At 59.6% G+C, this 21,358-nt stretch carries 20 protein-coding genes; 15 read left to right on the top strand and 5 right to left on the bottom strand.

What is annotated here, in order from left to right:
- Positions 1-496 precede the first annotated feature (496 nt).
- The 7 genes from ONZ54_RS21160 to ONZ54_RS21130 all read left to right on the top strand — a co-directional run bounded on the left by ONZ54_RS21160 (position 497) and on the right by ONZ54_RS21130 (position 9,604).
- Positions 497-2,020, top strand: coding sequence for a Re/Si-specific NAD(P)(+) transhydrogenase subunit alpha (locus ONZ54_RS21160; RefSeq protein WP_021139838.1), 1,524 nt, complete (start codon positions 497-499; stop codon positions 2,018-2,020).
- Between the two features lie 11 nt (positions 2,021-2,031).
- The gene (gene pntB / locus ONZ54_RS21155; protein WP_005318456.1) at positions 2,032-3,516 is read left to right on the top strand and encodes a Re/Si-specific NAD(P)(+) transhydrogenase subunit beta; all 1,485 of its coding nucleotides are present in this window, start codon (positions 2,032-2,034) and stop codon (positions 3,514-3,516) included.
- 96 nt (positions 3,517-3,612) lie between these two features.
- Positions 3,613-4,365 carry a substrate-binding periplasmic protein gene (locus ONZ54_RS21150; RefSeq protein WP_005318459.1) on the top strand — a complete coding sequence of 251 codons (753 nt, stop codon included), beginning with the start codon at positions 3,613-3,615 and terminating at the stop codon, positions 4,363-4,365.
- Between the two features lie 182 nt (positions 4,366-4,547).
- Entirely contained in the window at positions 4,548-5,216 is a 669-nt protein-coding gene (locus ONZ54_RS21145; RefSeq protein WP_021139839.1) for a helix-turn-helix transcriptional regulator, read from the top strand.
- A 24-nt stretch (positions 5,217-5,240) separates the two neighbouring features.
- A complete protein-coding gene (locus ONZ54_RS21140; RefSeq protein WP_271787076.1) occupies positions 5,241-6,548 on the top strand; it encodes an L-cysteine desulfidase family protein in 1,308 nt (435 codons plus the stop codon).
- A gap of 239 nt (positions 6,549-6,787) precedes the next feature.
- The gene (locus tag ONZ54_RS21135; RefSeq protein WP_271787075.1) at positions 6,788-8,188 is read left to right on the top strand and encodes an L-cystine transporter; all 1,401 of its coding nucleotides are present in this window, start codon (positions 6,788-6,790) and stop codon (positions 8,186-8,188) included.
- An 87-nt stretch (positions 8,189-8,275) separates the two neighbouring features.
- The gene (locus tag ONZ54_RS21130; protein WP_271787074.1) at positions 8,276-9,604 is read left to right on the top strand and encodes a CoA-disulfide reductase; all 1,329 of its coding nucleotides are present in this window, start codon (positions 8,276-8,278) and stop codon (positions 9,602-9,604) included.
- A gap of 124 nt (positions 9,605-9,728) precedes the next feature.
- On the opposite strand, the gene ONZ54_RS21125 is transcribed toward ONZ54_RS21130, so the two are convergent.
- Entirely contained in the window at positions 9,729-10,484 is a 756-nt protein-coding gene (locus ONZ54_RS21125) for an outer membrane protein assembly factor BamD (protein ID WP_034523948.1), read from the bottom strand.
- Between the two features lie 117 nt (positions 10,485-10,601).
- On the opposite strand from ONZ54_RS21125, the gene rluD reads away from it, so the two are divergent.
- The 4 genes from rluD (at position 10,602) to ONZ54_RS21105 (ending at position 16,097) form a co-directional block, all read left to right on the top strand.
- Positions 10,602-11,582, top strand: coding sequence for a 23S rRNA pseudouridine(1911/1915/1917) synthase RluD (gene rluD, locus ONZ54_RS21120; RefSeq protein WP_005318472.1), 981 nt, complete (start codon positions 10,602-10,604; stop codon positions 11,580-11,582).
- Positions 11,583-11,717: 135 nt separating this feature from the next.
- Positions 11,718-12,467 carry a peptidoglycan editing factor PgeF gene (pgeF, locus tag ONZ54_RS21115; RefSeq protein ID WP_271787073.1) on the top strand — a complete coding sequence of 250 codons (750 nt, stop codon included), beginning with the start codon at positions 11,718-11,720 and terminating at the stop codon, positions 12,465-12,467.
- A 171-nt stretch (positions 12,468-12,638) separates the two neighbouring features.
- The gene (gene clpB / locus ONZ54_RS21110) at positions 12,639-15,212 is read left to right on the top strand and encodes an ATP-dependent chaperone ClpB (protein WP_096118907.1); all 2,574 of its coding nucleotides are present in this window, start codon (positions 12,639-12,641) and stop codon (positions 15,210-15,212) included.
- 60 nt (positions 15,213-15,272) lie between these two features.
- On the top strand, positions 15,273-16,097 hold the full coding sequence (locus ONZ54_RS21105; protein ID WP_271787072.1) for an MBL fold metallo-hydrolase: 825 nt from the start codon (positions 15,273-15,275) through the stop codon (positions 16,095-16,097).
- A 217-nt stretch (positions 16,098-16,314) separates the two neighbouring features.
- Here ONZ54_RS21105 and asnA read toward each other — a convergent pair whose 3' ends face one another.
- Entirely contained in the window at positions 16,315-17,307 is a 993-nt protein-coding gene (gene asnA, locus ONZ54_RS21100) for an aspartate--ammonia ligase (protein ID WP_271787071.1), read from the bottom strand.
- A gap of 153 nt (positions 17,308-17,460) precedes the next feature.
- On the opposite strand from asnA, the gene asnC reads away from it, so the two are divergent.
- Positions 17,461-17,922, top strand: a complete 462-nt coding sequence (gene asnC, locus ONZ54_RS21095; protein WP_005318482.1) for a transcriptional regulator AsnC — start codon at positions 17,461-17,463, stop codon at positions 17,920-17,922.
- 21 nt (positions 17,923-17,943) lie between these two features.
- On the opposite strand, the gene ONZ54_RS21090 is transcribed toward asnC, so the two are convergent.
- Positions 17,944-18,708 carry a substrate-binding periplasmic protein gene (locus ONZ54_RS21090; protein ID WP_021139847.1) on the bottom strand — a complete coding sequence of 255 codons (765 nt, stop codon included), beginning with the start codon at positions 18,706-18,708 and terminating at the stop codon, positions 17,944-17,946.
- An 85-nt stretch (positions 18,709-18,793) separates the two neighbouring features.
- Here ONZ54_RS21090 and ONZ54_RS21085 point away from each other — a divergent pair, with 85 nt between their 5' ends.
- The gene (locus ONZ54_RS21085) at positions 18,794-19,330 is read left to right on the top strand and encodes a DUF2301 domain-containing membrane protein (protein WP_271787070.1); all 537 of its coding nucleotides are present in this window, start codon (positions 18,794-18,796) and stop codon (positions 19,328-19,330) included.
- Here the strand turns inward: ONZ54_RS21085 and ONZ54_RS21080 are convergent.
- Positions 19,327-19,731 (bottom strand): CBS domain-containing protein, encoded by a 405-nt coding sequence (locus tag ONZ54_RS21080; protein ID WP_059113722.1) that lies wholly within the window; start codon positions 19,729-19,731, stop codon positions 19,327-19,329. The genes ONZ54_RS21085 and ONZ54_RS21080 overlap by 4 nt on opposite strands.
- A gap of 141 nt (positions 19,732-19,872) precedes the next feature.
- Between ONZ54_RS21080 and ONZ54_RS21075 the strand changes: the two genes are divergently transcribed.
- Positions 19,873-20,577, top strand: coding sequence for an SDR family oxidoreductase (locus tag ONZ54_RS21075; protein WP_111588569.1), 705 nt, complete (start codon positions 19,873-19,875; stop codon positions 20,575-20,577).
- On the opposite strand, the gene ONZ54_RS21070 is transcribed toward ONZ54_RS21075, so the two are convergent.
- Entirely contained in the window at positions 20,503-21,063 is a 561-nt protein-coding gene (locus ONZ54_RS21070) for a 2-amino-4-hydroxy-6-hydroxymethyldihydropteridine diphosphokinase (RefSeq protein WP_059113720.1), read from the bottom strand. The two genes, ONZ54_RS21075 and ONZ54_RS21070, sit on opposite strands and share 75 nt — an antisense overlap.
- Positions 21,064-21,189: 126 nt before the next feature.
- On the opposite strand from ONZ54_RS21070, the gene cydH reads away from it, so the two are divergent.
- Positions 21,190-21,282, top strand: coding sequence for a cytochrome bd-I oxidase subunit CydH (gene cydH / locus ONZ54_RS21065; protein WP_096071838.1), 93 nt, complete (start codon positions 21,190-21,192; stop codon positions 21,280-21,282).
- Positions 21,283-21,358: the final 76 nt, after the last annotated feature.

Genomic DNA, 21,358 nt, shown 5'->3' with positions numbered 1-21,358 from the left:
CAAAACGTCGGGATCGAAACGATTAATTCAGAGGGGTCGGGGCCTGCCATTTGGCGGGTGGCCGGCCCCTTGTCTGTTACAAAACAGTTACTTTTCCTGTTTTCGCCCCGATATCTGTGATCGGAGCAGATTTCGTAAGAACAAAAAGCGCTAAGATAGAGGGCCGGTAAAACATTTTTTTTGACTGGTTGGATCACTTTTTCCAGTGCTTTTTACTGGTATAAGTCGCTAATTTGGTTTGTTTTTTTAAATCCAGGTCTGGGATGGGCTGAATTCTGTACGCGCACCATCGGGACTGCGGTTGTAATAAAACTCCAAAATTTGATACTAATCACCTTCGCGCCTGAGAAGCGGGGGCCTGACCATGACAGGAGGTTGAGGTAAAGCCTACTGATTTTCATAACAAAGGGCCCGTGACCTGCACTTTGGTCATGTCTTGTTTCGCCAGAAATGCGACACTGGGCAGCGATTGTTTATTAACCATCAGGGAATAGTCATGCAGATTGGAATACCGAGAGAGAGTCTCGCCGGTGAGACCCGGGTCGCAGCGACCCCGGCCACCGTTGAGCAGCTGAAAAAGCTCGGCTTCGAGGTCGCCATCGAGGCCGGTGCCGGCCAGCTGGCCAGCTTCGATGATGCCGCCTTCGAGGCTGCCGGTGCCAGCGTGGTACCGAGCGTCTGGCAAGCCGACCTTATCTTCAAGGTCAACGCGCCGACCGATGCCGAGATCGCACAAATTAAAGATGGTGCCACCCTGGTGAGCTTCATCTGGCCTGCCCAGAACCCTGAGCTGGTCAAGAAGCTGTCCGAGCGCAACATCAATGTGATGGCGATGGATATGGTGCCGCGGATCTCCCGTGCCCAGTCCCTCGATGCCCTCTCCTCCATGGCCAACATAGGCGGTTATCGCGCTGTGGTCGAAGCTGCGCACCAGTTTGGTCGCTTCTTCACCGGCCAGATCACTGCCGCCGGTAAAGTCCCGCCCGCCAAGGTATTGGTGATCGGTGCCGGTGTGGCCGGTCTGGCTGCCATCGGTACTGCCGGTTCCCTCGGTGCCATCGTCCGTGCGTTTGATACCCGTCTGGAAGTGGCCGAGCAGATCGAATCCATGGGGGGTGAATTCCTCAAGCTGGACTTCGGCAGCGAAGATGGTGCCTCCAGCGATGGTTATGCCAAGGTCATGTCCGATGAGTTCATCGCAGCCGAGATGGCGCTGTTTGCCCAGCAGGCCAAGGAAGTGGACATCATCATCACTACCGCCCTGATCCCGGGTCGTCCGGCTCCCAAGCTGATCACCAAGGAGATGGTCGACAGCATGAAGCCGGGTTCCGTGATCGTGGATCTGGCTGCAGCAACCGGCGGCAACTGTGAATACACCAAGCCGACCGAGTTGTTCGTGACCCCCAACGGCGTCAAGGTGATCGGTTACACCGACCTGCCGGGTCGTCTGCCTGCCCAATCCTCCCAGCTTTACGGTACCAACCTGGTCAACCTGATGAAGCTGATGTGCAAGGAGAAGGACGGCCAGGTTGCCATCGACTTCGAAGACGTGGTCCAGCGCAACATGACGGTGATCCAGGCCGGTGAAGTGACCTTCCCGCCGCCCGCCATCTCCGTCTCTGCCGCGCCGCAGAAGCCCGCAGCTGCCCCGATCAAGAAGGCTGAAGCGAAGCAGCCCTCCAACAAGAAGTTCGTGTTCGGTGCCCTTGGCATCGCCGCCTTCGGTTGGGTGGCGGCCGTGGCACCTGCTGCCTTCCTGTCTCACTTCACCGTATTCATCCTGGCCTGCGTGGTCGGTTACTACGTGGTGTGGAACGTCTCCCACTCCCTGCATACGCCGCTGATGTCGGTCACCAATGCCATCTCCGGCATTATCGTGGTCGGTGCCCTGCTGCAAATTGGTCAGGGTTCTACGCTCGTCACCGCGCTCTCGTTTGTCGCCGTGCTGATTGCCAGTATCAACATCTTTGGTGGCTTCACAGTCACCCAGCGCATGCTGAAGATGTTCCGTAAGGATTAAGGGGGTTTAACGTGTCTCAAGGACTGGTAACAGCATCCTATATCGTTGCCGCCGTGCTCTTCATCCTCAGTCTCGCGGGACTGTCGAAGCAAGAAACGGCCAAGCATGGCAACTTGTTCGGTATCGCGGGTATGGCCATCGCCCTGCTCGCTACCGTATTCAACCCGGAAACCAGTGGCGTGCACTGGATCATCCTGGCCATGGTGATCGGCGGTGCCATCGGCGTGCGTCTGGCTCTCAAGGTCGAGATGACAGAGATGCCCGAGCTGGTAGCCGTGCTGCACAGCTTCGTGGGTATGGCAGCGGTGCTGGTGGGCTTCAACAGCTTCATCGACTTGCACCCGTCTGCGCCGGCCGAGGTGGTGGTGTCCGTCGGTTCCAACCTGGATGCGACTCTGGCTGCTGCCCGGGCGGCGTTCGAGCAGGCGGCCAGTGTCGCCCAGGTCGAGCACCTCTCCGGCGCCATGCTGAACATCCATCTGGTGGAAGTGTTCCTGGGCGTCTTCATCGGTGCCGTGACCTTCACCGGTTCCGTGGTGGCGTTTGGCAAACTGCGTGGCCTGATCTCTTCCAAGCCGCTGATGTTGCCCCATCGCCACAAGCTGAACCTGCTGGCCGTGCTGGCCTCTCTGGCGCTGATGGTCTACTTCGTCAATGCCGGTGGTTCTACCTTCGCCCTGTTGGTGATGACCCTGATCGCCTTCGCCTTCGGCTGGCATCTGGTTGCTTCCATCGGTGGCGCCGACATGCCGGTCGTGGTCTCCATGCTCAACTCCTACTCGGGTTGGGCGGCGGCAGCGGCGGGCTTCATGCTCTCCAATGACCTGTTGATCGTGGTGGGTGCGCTGGTAGGTTCCTCCGGTGCCATCCTCTCTTACATCATGTGCAAGGCGATGAACCGCTCCTTCATCTCCGTTATCGCCGGTGGCTTCGGCTCCGACGGCGTGGCCTCCACGGCCGACCAGGAGATGGGCGAATACCGCGAAACCAGCGCCGAGGAAGTGGCTGATCTGCTGAAGAACTCCAGCTCCGTCATCATTACCCCGGGCTACGGCATGGCGGTGGCGCAGGCCCAGTATCCGGTGGCTGAAATCACCCAGAAGCTGCGTGATCGCGGCATCAAGGTGCGTTTCGGTATCCACCCGGTTGCCGGTCGTCTGCCAGGTCACATGAACGTGCTGCTGGCGGAAGCCAAGGTCCCGTACGATATCGTGCTGGAAATGGACGAGATCAACGACGACTTCAACGATACCGATGTGGTATTGGTGATCGGTGCCAACGACACCGTCAACCCGGCTGCGATGGAAGATCCGGGCAGCCCGATCGCCGGCATGCCGGTGCTGGAAGTCTGGAAGGCGCAGAACGTCATCGGCTTCAAGCGCTCCATGAACACTGGCTATGCCGGTGTCCAGAACCCGCTGTTCTTCAAGGAGAACACCCAGATGCTGTTTGGCGATGCCAAGGCCAGCGTCGAGGCCATCCTGAAAGCGCTGTAAGCGTCGGCCAGGAGAGACAAAAGGAGGCTTCGGCCTCCTTTTTTATTACTCACTTTTTGGTATATCCTCAGCCAATGCATGGATGGAGATCACGGCATGATGTGGCGTAAAGGATGGATCCTGCTCTGCCTCTGGTGGGGATGGACGGTACAGGCAAACGAACAGCCGAGCCTGACTCTGTTGACCGAGTTGTGGCCGCCCTATGTGATGCGGCTGGACGACGGCAGCCTGGGGGGCGCCGATCTGGAGCTGGCCCGCAAAGTACTCACAAAAATGGGCTATCGCACCACAGTCAAGGTACTGCCCTGGAAACGGGTGCTGCAGGAGGCCAGATTCCAGAACGGGGATGCCATCGTCGATGCCTTCTTCGAAGAGCGGCGGCTGGAGTGGCTGCACTATCCGGATGAGCCGCTCTCCCAGAGTGGCGAAGTGATATTTTTCCCCCTGAACAAACCCGTCGACTTCCAGAGCCTCGCCAGCCTCAAGGGGCTGCATATCGGCACCCAGGCGGATTATGCCTATGGCGAAGCCTTCCTCACCGCGACCGAGTTCACCCGCTTTCCCATGACGGGAGAGAGCAACATGATCAAGCAATTGCACATGATGATGGCGGGGCGGCTCGATGCCGTTGTGATGAACCAGAGGGTGGGGTTGCATCTGCTCAAGGGGCAGGGGTTGCAGGATCTGGTGGGCCATAGCATCAAGACGGTGACCGACAACAACCGCAACTTTCTCGCCTTCACCCACAAACCCGGCCACGAGCGTCTGGCCTATCAGTTTTCCCTCGCCCTCAAAGCCTTCAAGCAGACCCCCGAGTATCAGGCCCTGCTAGCCCGCTACGGGCTCTGAGGCACGGCCAAGTCCCGTTTGTTGAGTCGTGTCACCAGGCGGGTCCTTTTGTTGTGCTCTCGTTCACAATCTGTGGCACTTTGCCGCCACTTGGGCATAATGCCTGCGCAAAAAGCGATGTGGCTCAACTTTATTTGAGTCCAATTGCTTTAGCGTTACCCCAAGTTGACTGGATGACTCCTATGATGCAGGCCACCCCATTACGCCAAACCAGTGCGTTGACCGATGAAGAGCGCCACCTGATCGCCAGCTTCGAACCTGCCGTGGAGGCGCTCTCCGCCCTGTTCGGCCCGGGTTGTGAAGTGGTGCTGCACGCTTTTGACAGCCTGCACGCTTCCGTCATCAAGATCGCCAACGGCCATATCACAGGCCGGGAAGAGGGGGCACCTGTCACCGACTTTGCCCTCAACAAATTGCAGAGCGCCGCAGGCAGCCAGTGGAGCAGCTACTTTTCCCGCACCCGGGAGGGGGGTCTGCTCAAGTCTTCCTCCATCACCATCAGCAACCGGGAGGGCAAACCCATCGGCATGCTGTGTGTGAACTTCAGCCTGGAGACGCCGCTCGGGGCCCTGCTCGATACCTTCTCGCTGCCCGCTGCGCCAGCGCCCCTCAACAACGAGACCTTTGCCAGCTCGGTTGACGATCTGGTTGCCCAGGTGATCCACAAGGTGGATCAGGATGCGAGCCTCGGCAGCAGCGTACGCAACAAAGCGATCGTGCACCGGCTCTACGACATGGGCATCTTCGAGATCAAGGATGCCGCCCAGCTGGTGGCCGAGATGCTCGGCATCTCCCGTCATACCGTCTATCTGCATATCCGCAACCGCAAAGCGGATCTGAACGAACAATAACAGCCCGATCGTGGGCGCCAGAACATGAGAAACACAGCAATGAAAGCACAATGGACCGACTTTATTACCCTGCTCAAGCGTGAAGTGGTGCCGGCCCTGGGCTGCACCGAGCCCATGTCGGTGGCGCTGGCTGCTGCCAACTGCCGCAAGCTGCTGGGACAAACGCCGACCCGTGTCAGCGTCTGGGTCAGCGGCAACCTGTTCAAGAACGGCATGGGGGTCGGCGTGCCGGGTACCGGCATGATAGGTCTGCCGGTGGCGGCGGCGGTCGGCATCACCGGCGGCAACCCGGATGCGGGGCTGGAAGTGCTCAATACCCTGACCCCGGCCCAGGTGGAAGAGGCCAAGGCGCTGCTGCCCATCATCAAGGTGGACGTGAAGGATGTGCCGGATGTGCTCTACGCCGAGGTACTGGCCGAGGTGGAGGGTCACAGTGCCCGTGTGGTGATCTGCACCGATCACACCCGCATCGTCTTGATGGAGCTGGATGGTGAAGTGCTGATGGAGCAAAACAGTGCCCCGGGCGTGCAGATCCAGCCCGCCAAGTCTGACAAGCCCGCCATGACACTGCGCGAAATCGTGGCGTTTGCGTTGGAGGTGCCGCTGGCGGAGATCGACTTCATCGGTGCGGCGGCCACCATGAATCAGGCGCTGGCGGATGAAGGGCTGCAGGGTTACGGCCTGCGCATCGGCAAGATCCTGACCGAGCAGGTGGAGCGTAAGCTGCTCTCGGACGATCTGATGACGCTGGCCATGCGGCTCTCCTCCGCAGCCTCCGATGCGCGGATGGACGGTGCCATGTTGCCTGCCATGTCCAATTCGGGCTCCGGCAACCAGGGCATAGCAGCCACCATGCCGGTGGTTGCCGCCGCCCGCTTCCTCAAGGCGAGCGACGAGCAGCTGACCCGGGCGCTGGTGATGAGCCATCTGGTGGCCATCTACATCAAGACCCATCAGAACAAGCTGTCGGCGCTGTGCGCCGCCAGTACTGCCGCCATGGGCTCGGGAGCCGCCATTACCTGGCTGCTGGGGGGGCAATTCGAGCAAATTAGTCACTGCATCAACAACATGATCGGCGATGTTTCCGGTATCATTTGCGACGGCGCGGGCAGTGCCTGCTCCATGAAGGTCTCTACCTCCACCTCGGCGGCAGTCAAATCGTCGCTGATGGCCATCAACAATCTGCACGTGCCCCAGAGCGAAGGCATCGTCTCCGACGACGTGGACGAAACCATCGCCAACCTGGGTCGCCTCTCCAAACTGGGGATGCTGGATACCGATATCGAGATCATCAACATCATGCGGGCCAAGCAACAAGGCAAGGCCCAGTGATGAAAGGGGTGGCGCAGGCCACCCTCTGTTTTTCCGTCTGCTGACGCCACTCCGGCCACGGAGCGTCCGATGCGGTCGATGTCAGGGAGATGCCTGCCCGGCACGTCCCGGTTTTGCGTCACCCCGGTTGCACCGGGGGACGTGCCGCCACGATGCGGCGAGTTTCAGGGAGGAGTGTGCGTACCGGGCACTCGTCCGTACACCTCGGGCCCGGCCCGATTATTTTGGGGAATATCGTCGTGACTCTTAGCGTTATAGGTAATCTGGCCATTGCGGCCATCTTGCTGCTGTTTCTCTATCGCTTGCAGCAAAAACATGTGAGCTTCACCCGTCGGGTGTTTGCGGGTCTGGGGCTGGGCATACTGTTTGGTGCCGCCTTGCAACTGCTCTACGGGGCTGGCGCAGGGGTCATAGGCCAGACCATCGACTATCTGGATATCGTCGGCAGTGGCTATGTGAAGCTGCTGCAGATGATCATCACGCCGCTCATCATGGTCTCCATCATAGGGGCCATCCTCAAGCTCAATGGCGGCACTGCCCTTGGCAAGATCAGCGCCATGACCATAGGGGTGCTGATCTTCACCACCATGCTTGCTGCCGGCGCAGGCATATTGATGTCCAACCTGTTCGGTCTGACCGCTGAAGGACTCACCGCCGGTGCCGCCGAGACCGCCAGGGGCGCGGCATTGCAGACCACCCTCGGCAGCGTCGAAAGCATGTCCTTTGCCAAGATGGTGCTGGAATTCATTCCTGCCAACCCCTTCCTCGACATGACAGGTTCGCGCAAGACCTCCACCATAGCCGTGGTGATCTTCTCCATTTTCATCGGTCTGTCCGCCACCGGCATAGCCCGCAAGAAACCCGAGATCTTCGAGAGCTTCGGCCGCTTCATGGAGGTGGCCCACGTCATAGTGATGCGGATGGTGACTCTGGTACTGCGCCTCACCCCCTATGGCGTGCTGGCGCTGATGGCCAAGGTGGTCTCCGGCTCCAACTATGCCGACATCCTCAACCTGCTCAACTTCGTCATGGCTTCTTACGGCGCCATTGCCATCATGTTCGCCGTGCATCTGCTGCTGGTGGGGCTGGTTGGGATCAATCCGCTGCGTTTTCTCAAGAAGATCATGCCGGTACTGGCGTTTGCCTTTACCTCTCGCACCAGTGCGGGCTCGATCCCGATGAACGTGCAGACCCAGACCAAGGCGCTCGGCATTCCAGAGGGGATCGCCAACTTCGCCGCCTCCTTCGGCTCCACCATCGGCCAGAACGGCTGCGCAGGCATCTATCCGGCCATGCTGGCGGTGATGATAGCTCCCACTGTGGGGGTCAATCCCATGGATCCCAGTTTCATCATGACGCTGATCGCCATCATCACGGTCAGCTCCTTCGGGGTGGCCGGGATAGGTGGTGGTGCGACGTTCGCCGCCTTGATCGTGCTCTCAGCTCTGGACTTCCCGGTGGCGCTGGCGGGCCTGCTCATCTCCATCGAGCCGCTGATCGACATGGGCCGCACCGCCCTGAACGTCTCCGGTTCCATCACCGCGGGCACTGTCACCAGCCGCTTGCTGGGCGAGACAGACATGCAGGTGTTCAACAGCGAGCATGAAGTGTGTCTGGACGGCGAAGAGTCCACCATCTGACCCGCTTGCCAGGGCAGGGGCCAGCCCCTGCCCATCGATAGACCAGAGGGAGGGCATGCCCTCCCTCTGCCATTGAAAGGAGAAAGTATGAGAATCCTGATCATAGGTGGCGAAGCCGCCGGTATGAGTGCGGCGGCCAAGGCCCGCCGTCTGGCCAAGGATGCTGAAATCGTGGTGTATGAGGCGTCCGAGGTGATCTCCTTCGGTGCCTGCGGCCTGCCCTATTTTGTCGGCGACGAGTTTCAGGAGCCGGGATACATGGCCGAGTTCACCCCCGAGCAGTTCGCCGCCAAGGGGATCGAGGTCAAGACGGGCCATAAGGTGCTGTCGCTCGATGCCAGCGCCCGTACTGTGCAAGTGGAGCACCAGGGGGATGTCTTCACCGACACATACGATCGTCTGATGGTTGCCACCGGTGCCCGTGAAGTGATGCCCCCCATTCCCGGCCTGCAGCAGCAAGGGGTGTTCGGCCTGCGCCGCATGGCCGACGGTCTGGCGCTGAAGGCGGCTGTGCAGGACAAGCGTAGTACCCGGGCCCTGGTGATCGGCTCCGGCTTTATCGGACTGGAAGTGGTTGAGGCGCTGGTGCATCAGGGTAAAGAAGTGCGCCTCATCGAACTGGCGGATCGGGTCATCCCGGATGCCTTCGACAGCGAAATCACCCGGCACATCGAAACCGAGCTGCGCGAGCAAGGGGTCTGTGTCCATCTGGGTGAGCGAGTCGAGGCTTTGCTGGGGGATGGCAGGGTGACCGGCGTGCGTACCGACAAGGGAGAGTATGAGGCCGATATAGTGGTGGTCTGCACCGGGGTCAAGCCCAACACCGAGTTCCTGGCCGACACCGGCATCAAGCGGCTGGCCAATGGTGCCATCGAGGTGGACAGGCAGGGCCGCACCTCGCTGGCCAACGTCTGGTCGGCTGGCGACTGCGCCAGTGTCTGGCACAGCGTCAAGCAGCAGCAGGTCTATGTACCGCTCGCCACCATAGCCAACAAGCTGGGGCGCATGGTGGGCGAGAACCTGGCCGGGGCCGAGCAGGTGTTCCCGGGCACGCTAGGCTCTGCGGCGCTCAAGGTGCTGGGGCTGGAGGCGGGTCGCACTGGTCTCTCTGAGCAAGAAGCCCAGGCGATGGGCATCGATTACCGCACCGTCGTCATCAAGGACAAGTGTCACACCAACTACTGCCCAGGCCAGTCAGACATCCACGTCAAGCTGGTCTACGAGGCGGGTAGCAAGCGCCTGCTGGGTGGCCAGATCCTGGGTCGCAAGGGGGCAGTACACCGCATAGATGCGCTGGCGGTCGCCATCACAATGGGGGTCACTACCGAGCAGCTCGGCATGCTGGACTTTGCCTATGCGCCGCCTTTCTCCCGCACCTGGGATGTGCTTAACGTGGCGGGCAATGTCGCCAAATAACAGGATAGGGAGGATGGCGCAGAGCACTGCGCCATCCTCCCCGTCACAGCCGGACCACATTGCAGGTATAAAAAAACCGATGCCTGGGCATCGGTTTTTGTTGCTACCTGTCTAGCCGTTTCACTCAGCCGCGGCCGAGGCGGTTGTCCGGGTAGTTCTTGGCCAGCACTTCGCGGGCATGCTGAGCCAGGGCCGGCATCTTCAGCGTGTCGTAGGACTCGACCATGATCTCCAGCGCCTTTTCGGTTTCGGCCGTGTCGGGATAGGTCTCGACAATCAGCTTGGCACGGTTGGCGGCGGCGATCAGAGCATCACGCTTCACGTAGTACTCGGCCACGCTCAGATCGTAGCGGGCAAGGCGGTTCTTCAGGCCGATCATGCGAGCACGGGCATCGGCGGCATAGACGCTGTTGGGATAATTCTGCAACAGTGTCTTGAAGTCCTGGAAGGCCTGACGGGCATAAGAGGGGTCTTTATCGTCCCGATTGATGCCCAGGAAGTCCTGGAAGAAGTTGTAATCGCCGGCCATGTTGGTCAGACCGCGCATGTAGAACACATAATCGATATTTTTATGCGCCGGATTGAGGCGGATAAAACGGTCGATATTGGCGATCGCCTGAGCGGTATCGTCCTGTTTGTAATAGGCGTAAATCAGGTCAAGCTGAACCTGGTTGGAGTAGGCGCCGAAAGGATAGCGCGAGTCCAAAGCTTCCAGTAACTCGATAGCATTCACATAGTTACCGGCATCCAGCTTGAGGCGTGCTTTCTGGTACAGGGTCTCCGGCGGTTCGTCGGGTACCTTGGGTTTTGTGCTGGAACAGCCTGTGATCAAGGTAGCGACCAAGGCGAGTGACATCAGCAGGTGAGACTTCTTTCCCATCAACAACATCCGGTCCATTTCCACGAAATTGGCAAAGTATCCGTTATGCTTGGCTAAAAGAAAAGCTAGAATACCCGGATTATTTCGAATTGATACCCCCCGCTCAAGAGACCATACATGAGCCAGCATATTGAACTGACAGGCGAATTTCAGGATCACCAATTCGGGCAGCGACTCGACCAGGCCCTGGCCGAATTGTTTCCAGACTACTCCCGAACCCGCATCAAGGAGTGGATTTTACAGGACAGAGTGACCCTGGATGGTCAGGTTGCGAACACGCCGCGCGAGAAGGTACTTGCCGGGCAACAGGTGCATGTAGATGTCGAGCTGGAAGATGACACCCGCTGGGATGCCCAGGACATAGCACTCAACATCGTCTACGAAGATGAACACATTCTGGTGATCGACAAACCGGCCGGTCTGGTTGTTCACCCGGGCGCAGGCACGCCGGATGGCACCATTCTCAACGCCCTGCTGCACCGCTATCCCGACATCGCCGAGGTGCCTCGCGCCGGTATAGTGCACCGTCTGGACAAAGACACCACAGGTCTGATGGTGGTGGCCAAGACGGTACCGGCCCAGACCCATCTGGTGGAAGCGCTGCAGGCGCGCCAGATCACCCGTGAGTACGAAGCCATCGCCATCGGTCACATGACCGCAGGTGGCACGGTAGATGCCCCCATAGGTCGTCACCCTACCCAGCGTACCCATATGGCCGTGGTGCCCAATGGCCGTCCTTCCGTGACCCACTATCGGGTACATGAGAAGTTCCGTGGCCACACCCGTCTGCGTCTGCGACTGGAAACCGGTCGTACCCACCAGATCCGCGTACACATGTCTCACATCAAGCATCCGCTGGTTGGGGATCCCGCCTACGGTGGTCGTCTGCGCCCGCTGCGCAATGCGACACCCGAGCTGACCCTGGCGCTGCGTAACTTCAACCGTCAGGCACTGCATGCCACCATGCTGCAACTGGCTCACCCCATCACGGGGGAAGTGATGCAGTGGCACTCGCCCACGCCGCAGGACATGCTGGATCTGATGGAAGTGATGCGGGCCGATACCCTTGCCAATCCGGATGATTTGGTCTGGAACTGATGAGCTGATGAACAAGGCGGTCAGCGACGGTTTCTGCCGTTGCCCGGCCTTGAATCATGCCTGAAACGGGGCTCCTTGACTGGCAACAGCGAAGGAGCCCCGTTTTTATATGTAGAAATGTGAGAGGAGCCACAGATGAAATGGATCGAACCCGACTGGCCGGCACCGGCTCGTGTCAGAGCGCTGTCGACCACCCGGGATGGCGGAGTGAGCCAGGGTGTCTTCGCCGGTCTCAACCTGGGAGCCCATGTGGGTGATGAAGTGGCGCGGGTTGAGGCCAATCGGGCCCGCCTGCAGCAGGCGGCGCAGATCCCAGGCCCCCTCAACTGGCTCAATCAGGTGCATGGCACCGCAGTGCATCAGGTCAGCAACCAGTATGATGTCGTGCCGGATGCCGATGCAGCCTGTGCCCATGAGGCGGGGTTGGCTTGCATAGTGATGACAGCAGATTGCCTGCCGGTGTTGTTCTGTGACAGAGCCGGCACTGTCGTGGCGGCAGCCCATGCCGGTTGGCGCGGATTGTTGGGCAATGAGCAGGGTGGCGTACTGGAAGCCAGCATTCAGGCCATGGGGTGCAATCCTGCCGATATCCTCGCCTGGCTTGGCCCCGCCATAGGCCCCGGGTCCTTCGAAGTGGGGGGCGAAGTGCGCGACGCCTTTATGGCGCAGCAGGCCGAAGCAGAAGCTGCATTCGTACCTTCATCCAACGAGGGGAAATGGCTGGCGGATATCTACTTGCTGGCCAGGCTGCGGCTGGCCCGTGCCGGGGTCGGCGCCGTTTACGGTGGGGAGTTCTGCTCCTTCGGCGATGGCGAGCGGTTTTACTCGTATCGCCGCGATGGCCAGACGGGCCGCATGGCATCGCTTGTCTGGTTGGCACAATAGCCTGTGCCCGGCTCTTTTCTCCGGAAAAGGGCCGGGATTCAGCCCATCCCCGCCTTGCAGAAAAAATAACCAGCTCTTGCCCTTGAAATAACCCGTACGGGCCTCATCTTTCTTGTCAGAAAGTTATGTTGTTTGCCGCGCAAGCGGCGTCTGCCTTGAAGGGGGAGTGCAATGCGCCTCGATCGTCTTACCAGCAAATTCCAGATTGCTATTTCCGATGCCCAGTCTCTTGCACTGGGTCGTGATCACCAATTTATCGAACCCGTCCATCTGATGACTGCGCTGGTCAATCAGGATGGCGGCTCCATTCGTCCACTGCTCACCCTGACCGGGATGGACATCAATACCCTGCGCTCACGCCTGGGGATTGAGCTGGATCGTCTGCCCAAGGTGAGTGGCGTGGAGGGCGACGTTCAGCTCTCCAGCGGTCTCGGCCGCCTGCTCAACGTCTGTGACAAGCTGGCCCAGCAGCGCAAGGATCAGTTCATCTCTTCCGAGCTGTTCGTGCTGGCGGCCCTCGACGAGAAGGGCAACCTGGGTGAGCTGCTGCGTGCCCAGGGGCTGACCAAAGAGAAACTCGAAGCTGCCATCGACAAGGTGCGTGGCGGCAGAAAGATCGATGATGCCAACGCCGAGGAGAATCGCCAGGCGCTGGAGAAGTACACCATAGACCTCACGGAGCGGGCCGAACTCGGCAAGCTGGATCCGGTGATCGGTCGCGACGAAGAGATCCGCCGCACCATACAGGTGCTGCAACGCCGGACCAAGAACAACCCTGTGCTGATCGGTGCCCCCGGCGTCGGCAAGACCGCCATCGTCGAAGGGCTGGCCCAGCGCATCATCAACGGTGAAGTGCCGGAAGGGCTCAAGAACAAGCGGGTATTGTCGCTGGATATGGGGTCCCTGGTGGCCGGTGCCAAGTATCGCGGCGAGTTTGAAGAGCGGCTGAAAGCCGTGCTGAGCGATCTGGCCAAGGAGGAGGGCAACGTCATCCTCTTCATCGACGAGCTGCACACCATGGTCGGCGCCGGTAAAGGCGAGGGTGCCATGGACGCGGGCAACATGCTCAAGCCCGCGCTGGCCCGTGGCGACCTGCACTGCGTCGGTGCGACCACGCTGGATGAGTACCGTCAGTACATAGAGAAGGATGCAGCCCTCGAGCGCCGCTTCCAGAAAGTGCTGGTGGAAGAGCCGAGTGTGGAAGATACCATCGCCATACTGCGCGGCCTGAAAGAGCGTTATGAGCTGCATCACCATGTGCAGATCACGGACCCCGCCATTGTGGCGGCAGCCCAGCTGTCTCATCGCTATATCGCGGATCGTCAGCTGCCTGACAAGGCCATCGACCTCATTGACGAGGCGGCGGCCAGCATTCGTCTGCAGATTGACTCCAAGCCAGAATCTCTCGACCGGCTTGAGCGACGCATCATCCAGTTGAAACTGGAGCAGCAGGCGTTGATGAAAGAGGATGACGATGCCAGCCGCAAGCGGTTGGATCTCATCAGCAAGGAGATTGGCGAAAAGGATCGGGAATACAACGAGCTGGATGAAGTGTGGAAGGCCGAGAAGGCTGCCCTCGCCGGTACCCAGCACATCAAGGCGGCGCTGGAACAGGCCCGTCAGGATCTCGATGTCGCCCGTCGTGCTGGCGACCTGGGGCGGATGTCAGAGCTGCAGTACGGCCGCATCCCCGAGCTGGAGAAACAGCTGGATCTCGCCACCCAGGCAGAGATGCAGGAGACCAGCCTGCTGCGCAACCGCGTCACTGACGTGGAGATAGCGGATGTGCTGGCCCGCTGGACCGGTATTCCGGTGGCACGCATGCTGGAAGGAGAGCGCGACAAGCTGCTGCGGATGGAAGATAAGCTGCACAGCCGGGTGATCGGTCAGGAGGAAGCGGTCGAGGCCGTCTCCAACGCCATTCGTCGCTCCCGTGCCGGGCTCTCCGATCCGAACCGGCCCATAGGTTCCTTCCTGTTCCTCGGGCCGACCGGGGTGGGCAAGACAGAGCTGTGCAAGGCGCTGGCCGAGTTCCTGTTCGATACCCAGGATGCCATGGTGCGGATCGACATGTCCGAGTTCATGGAGAAACACAGTGTGGCCCGTCTGGTGGGTGCACCTCCCGGCTATGTGGGTTACGAAGAGGGCGGTTATCTGACCGAGGCGGTACGCCGTCGTCCCTACTCGGTGATCCTGCTCGACGAAGTGGAGAAGGCGCACCCGGATGTGTTCAACATACTGCTGCAGGTGCTCGATGATGGCCGCCTGACCGATGGTCAGGGTCGCACTGTCGATTTCCGCAACTCTGTGGTGATCATGACCTCCAACCTGGGGTCGGATCTGATCCAGGAGCACCACTCCGAGAAGGATTACGACGAGATGAAGGCCCTGCTGATGGAGGTGCTGACCCGCAGCTTCCGACCGGAGTTCATCAACCGGATCGACGAGACAGTGGTGTTCCATCCGCTTGGCGAGGATCACATCAAGTCCATTGCCCGCATCCAGCTCAAGAGCCTGATGGGTCGTCTGGAGGCCCAGGGTTACGAGGTGGAGGTGAGCGAGGCGCTGCTCGAGAAGCTGGTGCACGCCGGGTTCGACCCCGTCTACGGGGCACGGCCCCTCAAGCGGGCGATCCAGCACAAGGTGGAAAACCCGCTGGCCCAGGCACTGCTCTCCGGTCGCATCGTTCCCGGCAAGAAACTGCTGCTGGGGGCCGACAGCAACGGCCTGACCATGACCCAGTAATGGGATTGTCGATGAAAAACGCAGGCCCTGTGCCTGCGTTTTGTTTTCTGGGGGATTGAGATGATGAAGTTTTCCATCTTGGTGGATGATGATGTGCATCTACCCGGCTGCTTGCCTGAAAAGGGGCTGTCGTTACTGTTGGAGTGCGATGGCCTCAAGGTGCTGTTTGACAGCGGCCGTGGTCAGGTGTTGCAACACAATGCTGATGTGATGGGGATCGATCTCGCCTCGCTCACCCACGTGGTGCTGTCCCACGGTCATTATGATCATGTGGGTGGTATTGGTTCGCTACCCCTCTACTCACCAGCTATTCCTCTGATCGCCTGTCCGGATGTGTTCTGCGAACGTGGCTATTTTCTATCGCTCCCCTTCTTGCGTCGCAACCTCTATCGCCTCTCGGGGGATCTTGAGCGGGAGTCGCTGAGCGCAAAGGGGCTTCTCCCCCACTGCTCCGCCGAGCCGGTGTGGCTCTCTGATCGTTTGGTGTTCCTCGGGAGCATTTCGCGGCGCGACAGGGCAACCCCTTCGCTGCTTGGTTACATATTGCGAGGTGGGCGAATAGAGAAGGATGCCATATCGGATGATTCGGCTCTGGCCTACAAGAGCCCACGTGGACTCATCATCTTCATCGGCTGCGGCCACTCCGGGGTCGAAAACATAGTGCAACGGGCCAGGGATGTGTGCGGTGATGAGCGGGTGCATGCCGTTATCGGTGGCCTTCACCTGAAGTTTTCCGGCCCGCAACGGGCGGTGGCGCTGGGTATGTATCTGCAACAGGAGGGAGTGGAAAGCCTCTTTGCCTGCCATTGCACCGGCAAGCGGAAAGTAGGGCTGCCACGGCAGACCAACATAGGTGCGGGGTTCGCATATGTATTTCCGCCATAAAAAACGGCAATCCTAAGATTGCCGGGAGGAATGTAGTCATGCGACCTGACGTGGGTTGAGCGGGTCGCAGGGGCAAGCCCCGGTTTCGCAGAGGGTCGGAATGATCCTCTGCTTACAGCATGCCCGTGATGCGCTCTCTCATCCCGGGCGGCCACACACCTGTCAGGCCTGACCTGAACGCCGCAGCATGCGGGTCAGACCCATTGAATCATCTTGCTTACAGCATGCCAGGGATGGCGGCCTTCATCTCTGAGGGCCAAACGCCGACCTGAACCTGACCTATGTGCTCTTTTTGCAGCAGCAACATGGCCAGACGGGATTGGCCTATGCCGCCCCCTATGGTCTGCGGCATCCGCTCTGCCAGCAGATCCTGGTGCCAGTCATATTGCAGGCGACCTTCATCACCTGTGATGGCGAGCTGGCGGCGCAGGGCCTCTGCGTCCACCCGGATCCCCATGGAGGAGATCTCGAAGCTGTCTTTCAGCACAGGGTTCCACACCAGAATGTCACCGTTCAGACCCGCCAGACCCAGTTCGCTGTGGCTGCTCCAGTCGTCATAGTCCGGGGCGCGCACATCGTGACGCTCGCCGTGGGAGAGGGCGCCGCCGATGCCGATGAGGAAGACTGCACCCAGCTCCTTGGCGATGGCGCGTTCGCGCCCCTTGGCATCGAGATCCGGGTAGCGGGCCAGCAGCGCTTCGCTGTGGAGGAACTGGATCTCGCCCGGCAGGAAGGGAGTCAGTTCGTGTTCGGCGCAGACGGCACGCTCGGTGGCCTTGATGGCGGCCCAGATGCCGCGCACGGTTTCTTGCAGATAGGCGAGATCGCGGCGCTCGCTTGGCATCACCTTCTCCCAGTCCCACTGATCAACGTAGACGGAGTGGATGGGGGTGAGCTTGTCTTCGTCCGGGCGCAGTGCCTTCATGTGGGTGTAGATGCCTTCACCCGGGCCGAAGCCGAAGCGACCCAGGGTCTGGCGCTTCCACTTGGCAAGCGAGTGAACCACTTCGTAGCTGTGTCCGGGGAGTGTCTTCACCTTGACCTGCACCGCATTCTCGCTGCCTGACAGGTTGTCCTGAGTACCATCTCCGACCCGGCTCAGAATGGGGGCTTGCACCTCCATCAGGCCCAGTTGCTGGGCGAGTTGGCGGGAGAACATCTCTTTGACGAAGCTGATCTGCTGTTGGCTGCGAATGTAGTGCTGTTTCATGCTGAATACCTGTCTAGAACCCGTTGGATGTGACGATTCTTCAACAGAATGAACACTAAATTCAATATTCGATAATAGAAATAGGCTTTACACATTTTTTTGTTCAAAATAAACCGAAAATTAATGAGATATCGTCAACGGGAGTGCAAAAAAGTGCCGGAAAATTATCGGATCGATAATCTCGATCAGGCCATCCTCACCGCCCTGATGGAGAATGCGCGGATCCCTTATGCCGAGTTGGCCAAACAGCTGGCGGTCAGCCCGGGTACCATCCATGTGCGGGTGGAGAAGATGAAGCAGGCGGGGATCATCGAAGGCACCCGGGTGCAGGTGAACCCCAAGAAGCTGGGTTACGACGTTTGTTGCTTCATCGGGATCAATCTCAAAAGCGCCAAGGATTACCCCTCGGCACTGGCCAAGTTGCAGGCGCTGGACGAGGTGGTGGAGGCCTACTACACCACGGGTCACTACAGTATTTTCATGAAGGTGATGACCCGCTCCATCGACGAGTTGCAGACTGTGCTGATCCACAAGATCCAGACCATAGATGAGATACAGTCCACCGAAACGCTCATTTCGCTGCAGAACCCGATATTGAGGGACGTGAAACCTTGACGAGCCACCTGACCGTCGGGATCAGGGTTCGATATAGGGAATGCCGTACTTGTCGTAGATGGCCTTGAGTCGGCCATCCCGCTTCATGCGCAACAACTCGGCATCGTAGGCGGCCATCATGGCTGGTGTATCGGCATCGGCCTTGGCCTTGGTCCAGACGGTGTAGTAGGGGCTGGCCTTGAGTGGCTTGGGCAGGTAATCGAGTTTGCCCTCCAGCCCCTCCTCTCTGATCTGGGCGAAGGCGGTAACCAGCGGCATGGGCACTGTATCGATGCGCCCGGCGATCAGTTTGCGCAGTTGCAGCTGGTTGATGGGGATCTCCTGGATCTGATAGGCGGGGTCCTTGAGCGCTGCAGCCAGTTCGGGAGTGTAGGCAAAATCCTTGGTCAGCCCGATGCGCCAGGGTTTGAGGTCTTCCAGGGTATCGTAGCGGATCCTCAGCATGTCGGCTTTGCGCACGAAGAAGTGCCAGCTGTGGCGCAGATGGGATTGCTGTGGATAGAGCAGGTAGCTCTCTCGCTCCGGCTTGTAGGAGTGGGTCATCACAAGGTCATACACGCCGGTCTCGGCATTGCGGGTGAGGCGGGCACCCGCATCGGTCAGTTCGATCTTGATGGGGATCTTGAGCTTGTTGAAGATGGCGGTGACCACGTCCACATCGAGTCCGCCAGGCTGGGCCTTGTCATCCAGAAACTTCAGCGGCGGCTCAAGGGTGCCGCCTATGACCAGTTCTTTGGCCTGGAGCCAGAGAGGGAACAGCAGACAGAGCAGGGGTAACTTTCGCAAACCACATCTCCTGCACGGAATAGGGAATCGCCCACGGGCATGATTCAAGTATATTGGCCCGAATATTCAACAGAGACGACCCCGGATGGCAAATCCTGAAATCGAAAGTGAGTTGGATGGCATCGACAGGTTATCTGTCTGCTTCTATCGTCTTGGCTTGAGTCTGGCAGCTTTATTGCTGGTGTGTCGAGGGGCCAGCCTGCTGATCGGGCAGGATTTTTTAGCGCCCTCAGTCTGGTTGACGGCGCTGGTGGTGGCCAGCGGGGTATGCGGACTCTGCCTGCATGTCTATGACAAGCGCATCCGTTTCATCTTGCAGGTGTTTGCCTGGGGTGGCCTGGTACTGAGTGCCAGCGGAGCACCCCAGGTGCTGGTGTTGGGGGCGTCGTTGGCGACGCTCTCCGGACTGGCGTTCAAGGAGCAGTTCTGCTTCGCCATTCCGGGCATCAAGGCGCTGCCCCTGTTGTTGCCGTTGCTGTGGGGACTGGAGTGGGCGCAACTGGGCTGGGCCGCCGCGCCGGTTGCCCTGGCGTGCGGCCTGTTGCTTGGCTTGCTCTGTCTGGCAAAGTGGCGGATGCCCCTGCACTTCGACATCGGTGACAAGGGGCGTTACCAGATTTAGGTCTGATGGCAGCCTTTCATCTGCTGATTGAGGGCTTGCATCACTTGATGGCGGCTGATGATGCCGATCACTTTGCCCTGCTCCAGCACCGGATAGATCTTGGGTTTTGCCCCGGTCATCTGGCGCGCCAGATCCAGAATGCTGTCGTCCGGGTCGACCGAGAGAGGCGTCCGGCTCATCATGTCTTCCACTTGAGTGCGGGTATCGCAGTGGTAGCTGCCGGTGATCAGACTGGGAATGCAGTCCTGTTCGGAGAGAAACCCGACCAGCTGTTGTTGGTCATCCAGCACAGGCAGGCCGCTCAGCCCTGAGTGGTGCAGCCGATCCAGCGCTTCGGCCAGACCGAGTTGCGGGGTGAGGAAGTGGGTCAGGCGACTCATGTGATCGCGAATATGTAGCATATGATGGCTCCAGAAGCGGGGTGTAGTGCCACTATGGGCGCTGTGAGGCGGACAAGGCCAGTGGTTTGTGCCATGGGGATTGATAGGTACCGCCGTCGCGGGTATGCCAGTGGCTGGTGAGCAATGACAAAAGGAGAGGTTATGCGTGCATTGGTAACGGGTTGTGGCCGTCGACTCGGTTTCTACCTGTGTGAACAGCTGGTGGCGGCAGGCTGGCAGGTAACGGGCAGCTATCGCAGCGAGCGACCCGAGCTGGCTCGGCTGCGCGCCCTGGGAGTGACGCTGGTGCAGGCGGATTTCGCTTGTGAAGAGCAGGTCGGCCAGCTCATTGAGGTGCTGGCATCACAGCAGGATCTGGCGTTGGTGATCCACAATGCCTCGGCCTTCGAACCAGAGGCGGCAGATGCTGCGGCGCAGCTGGCCCAGTTCGATCAGTTCTATCGGGTACACATGGCGGCGCCATTTAGACTCAACCGGGCACTGGCACCCCAGCTGGCCCGCAATGCCAATGCCAGCATCATCCATATCACGGATATCTACATTCATGCTCCGGCGCCCCAGTTTGCCAGCTATGTGGCCACCAAGGCCGGAGCCCACTCCCTTGCCATGAGCTTTGCCCGCGAACTGGCGCCTGCCATCCGGGTCAACACCATAGAGCCGGGCCCTATCCTGTTTCTCGACGAACATGGCGACGCGTGGCGCCAGCAAGTGCTGGCGAAGACGCCGCTGGCGCGGGAAGGCGGGCTTGAGCCTATTTGGCAGGCGGTGCAGCTACTGATGGGGAACGACTACATGACGGGGGCCAGCATCCGGGTAGATGGCGGCCGCAGCCTGGCGGTCATCTGAACCCTGACTGAGCCGCAAGGGGGTCAAGCCTACCTGCAGCTCCTCGATCACCTTGCCCTTCATCAGCCGGGTATGCAGTGGCAGCGTGACCTTGCGGTCATGCACTTCTCCCTGGCCATACAGCTCGGCCAGCAGTTCATTGAGATAGGCATCGACGCGAGTCGCGGCAAAATCGTCTGCGGCACTGCTGGCCAGAATGTCGATATCCAGCGGCCGGTCGAGCACCTTGCAGTTCGGATCGCTGCGATCCCGGCCATGGGCCAGTTCCATGGCGATGAAGAGGGTTTTCAACTGCTGGGTTGTCAGCCCGCTTTCGGCAACGAACAGGCAGTTGAGGAAGTCGTGCCTGGAGTGCATTCCCACCGGTTTGGTCTGGATCACCGAACTCAGCTGCAGGCGGCCAAAGTGTTCAAGCAGTTCGCCAACCACCTGACTGACGTGAATATGGGGATCAAGATTCGATCCAATGCTGCACAGATAGAACATGCTCACCGATCCTTGGGTTGGGCTCATCTGAAATGTATACACGGCTCACGGTTATGGGATTAACTATGCATTAACATACATTTGTCTGTTGTGATCAGGCTCTTGTTGGCAAGAAAGGAGGTTTGCATGAGTGTGGAACTGAAATGGGCACTGTTGACCGCATCCAGCGCGTTGGCAATGATCCTGATTATCTGTGTGGCATCCGTCGGTCTGGCGTGAACCCCGTCCCTCATTTGCGGTATGAACCGGCCTCGTGGCCGGTTTTGCTTTTTGGGGGAGTGCAGATATGCTGACC

The organism is Aeromonas salmonicida (assembly GCF_028355655.1).
GTDB lineage: Bacteria > Pseudomonadota > Gammaproteobacteria > Enterobacterales > Aeromonadaceae > Aeromonas > Aeromonas salmonicida.
This window is presented reverse-complemented; position numbering and strand designations above follow the sequence as displayed.

Bases quoted from the DNA above. Each gene is read 5' to 3' on its own strand.
- ONZ54_RS21160 (WP_021139838.1), top strand. From the start codon at position 497: ATGCAGATTGGAATACCGAGAGAGAGTCTCGCCGGTGAGACCCGGGTC.
- ONZ54_RS21150 (WP_005318459.1), top strand. From the start codon at position 3,613: ATGATGTGGCGTAAAGGATGGATCCTGCTCTGCCTCTGGTGGGGATGG.
- ONZ54_RS21145 (WP_021139839.1), top strand. From the start codon at position 4,548: ATGATGCAGGCCACCCCATTACGCCAAACCAGTGCGTTGACCGATGAA.
- ONZ54_RS21140 (WP_271787076.1), top strand. From the start codon at position 5,241: ATGAGAAACACAGCAATGAAAGCACAATGGACCGACTTTATTACCCTG.
- ONZ54_RS21130 (WP_271787074.1), top strand. From the start codon at position 8,276: ATGAGAATCCTGATCATAGGTGGCGAAGCCGCCGGTATGAGTGCGGCG.
- ONZ54_RS21125 (WP_034523948.1), bottom strand. From the start codon at position 10,484: ATGGGAAAGAAGTCTCACCTGCTGATGTCACTCGCCTTGGTCGCTACC.
- rluD (WP_005318472.1), top strand. From the start codon at position 10,602: ATGAGCCAGCATATTGAACTGACAGGCGAATTTCAGGATCACCAATTC.
- pgeF (WP_271787073.1), top strand. From the start codon at position 11,718: ATGAAATGGATCGAACCCGACTGGCCGGCACCGGCTCGTGTCAGAGCG.
- clpB (WP_096118907.1), top strand. From the start codon at position 12,639: ATGCGCCTCGATCGTCTTACCAGCAAATTCCAGATTGCTATTTCCGAT.
- ONZ54_RS21105 (WP_271787072.1), top strand. From the start codon at position 15,273: ATGATGAAGTTTTCCATCTTGGTGGATGATGATGTGCATCTACCCGGC.
- asnA (WP_271787071.1), bottom strand. From the start codon at position 17,307: ATGAAACAGCACTACATTCGCAGCCAACAGCAGATCAGCTTCGTCAAA.
- ONZ54_RS21085 (WP_271787070.1), top strand. From the start codon at position 18,794: ATGGCAAATCCTGAAATCGAAAGTGAGTTGGATGGCATCGACAGGTTA.
- ONZ54_RS21080 (WP_059113722.1), bottom strand. From the start codon at position 19,731: ATGCTACATATTCGCGATCACATGAGTCGCCTGACCCACTTCCTCACC.
- ONZ54_RS21075 (WP_111588569.1), top strand. From the start codon at position 19,873: ATGCGTGCATTGGTAACGGGTTGTGGCCGTCGACTCGGTTTCTACCTG.
- ONZ54_RS21070 (WP_059113720.1), bottom strand. From the start codon at position 21,063: ATGTTCTATCTGTGCAGCATTGGATCGAATCTTGATCCCCATATTCAC.
- cydH (WP_096071838.1), top strand. From the start codon at position 21,190: ATGAGTGTGGAACTGAAATGGGCACTGTTGACCGCATCCAGCGCGTTG.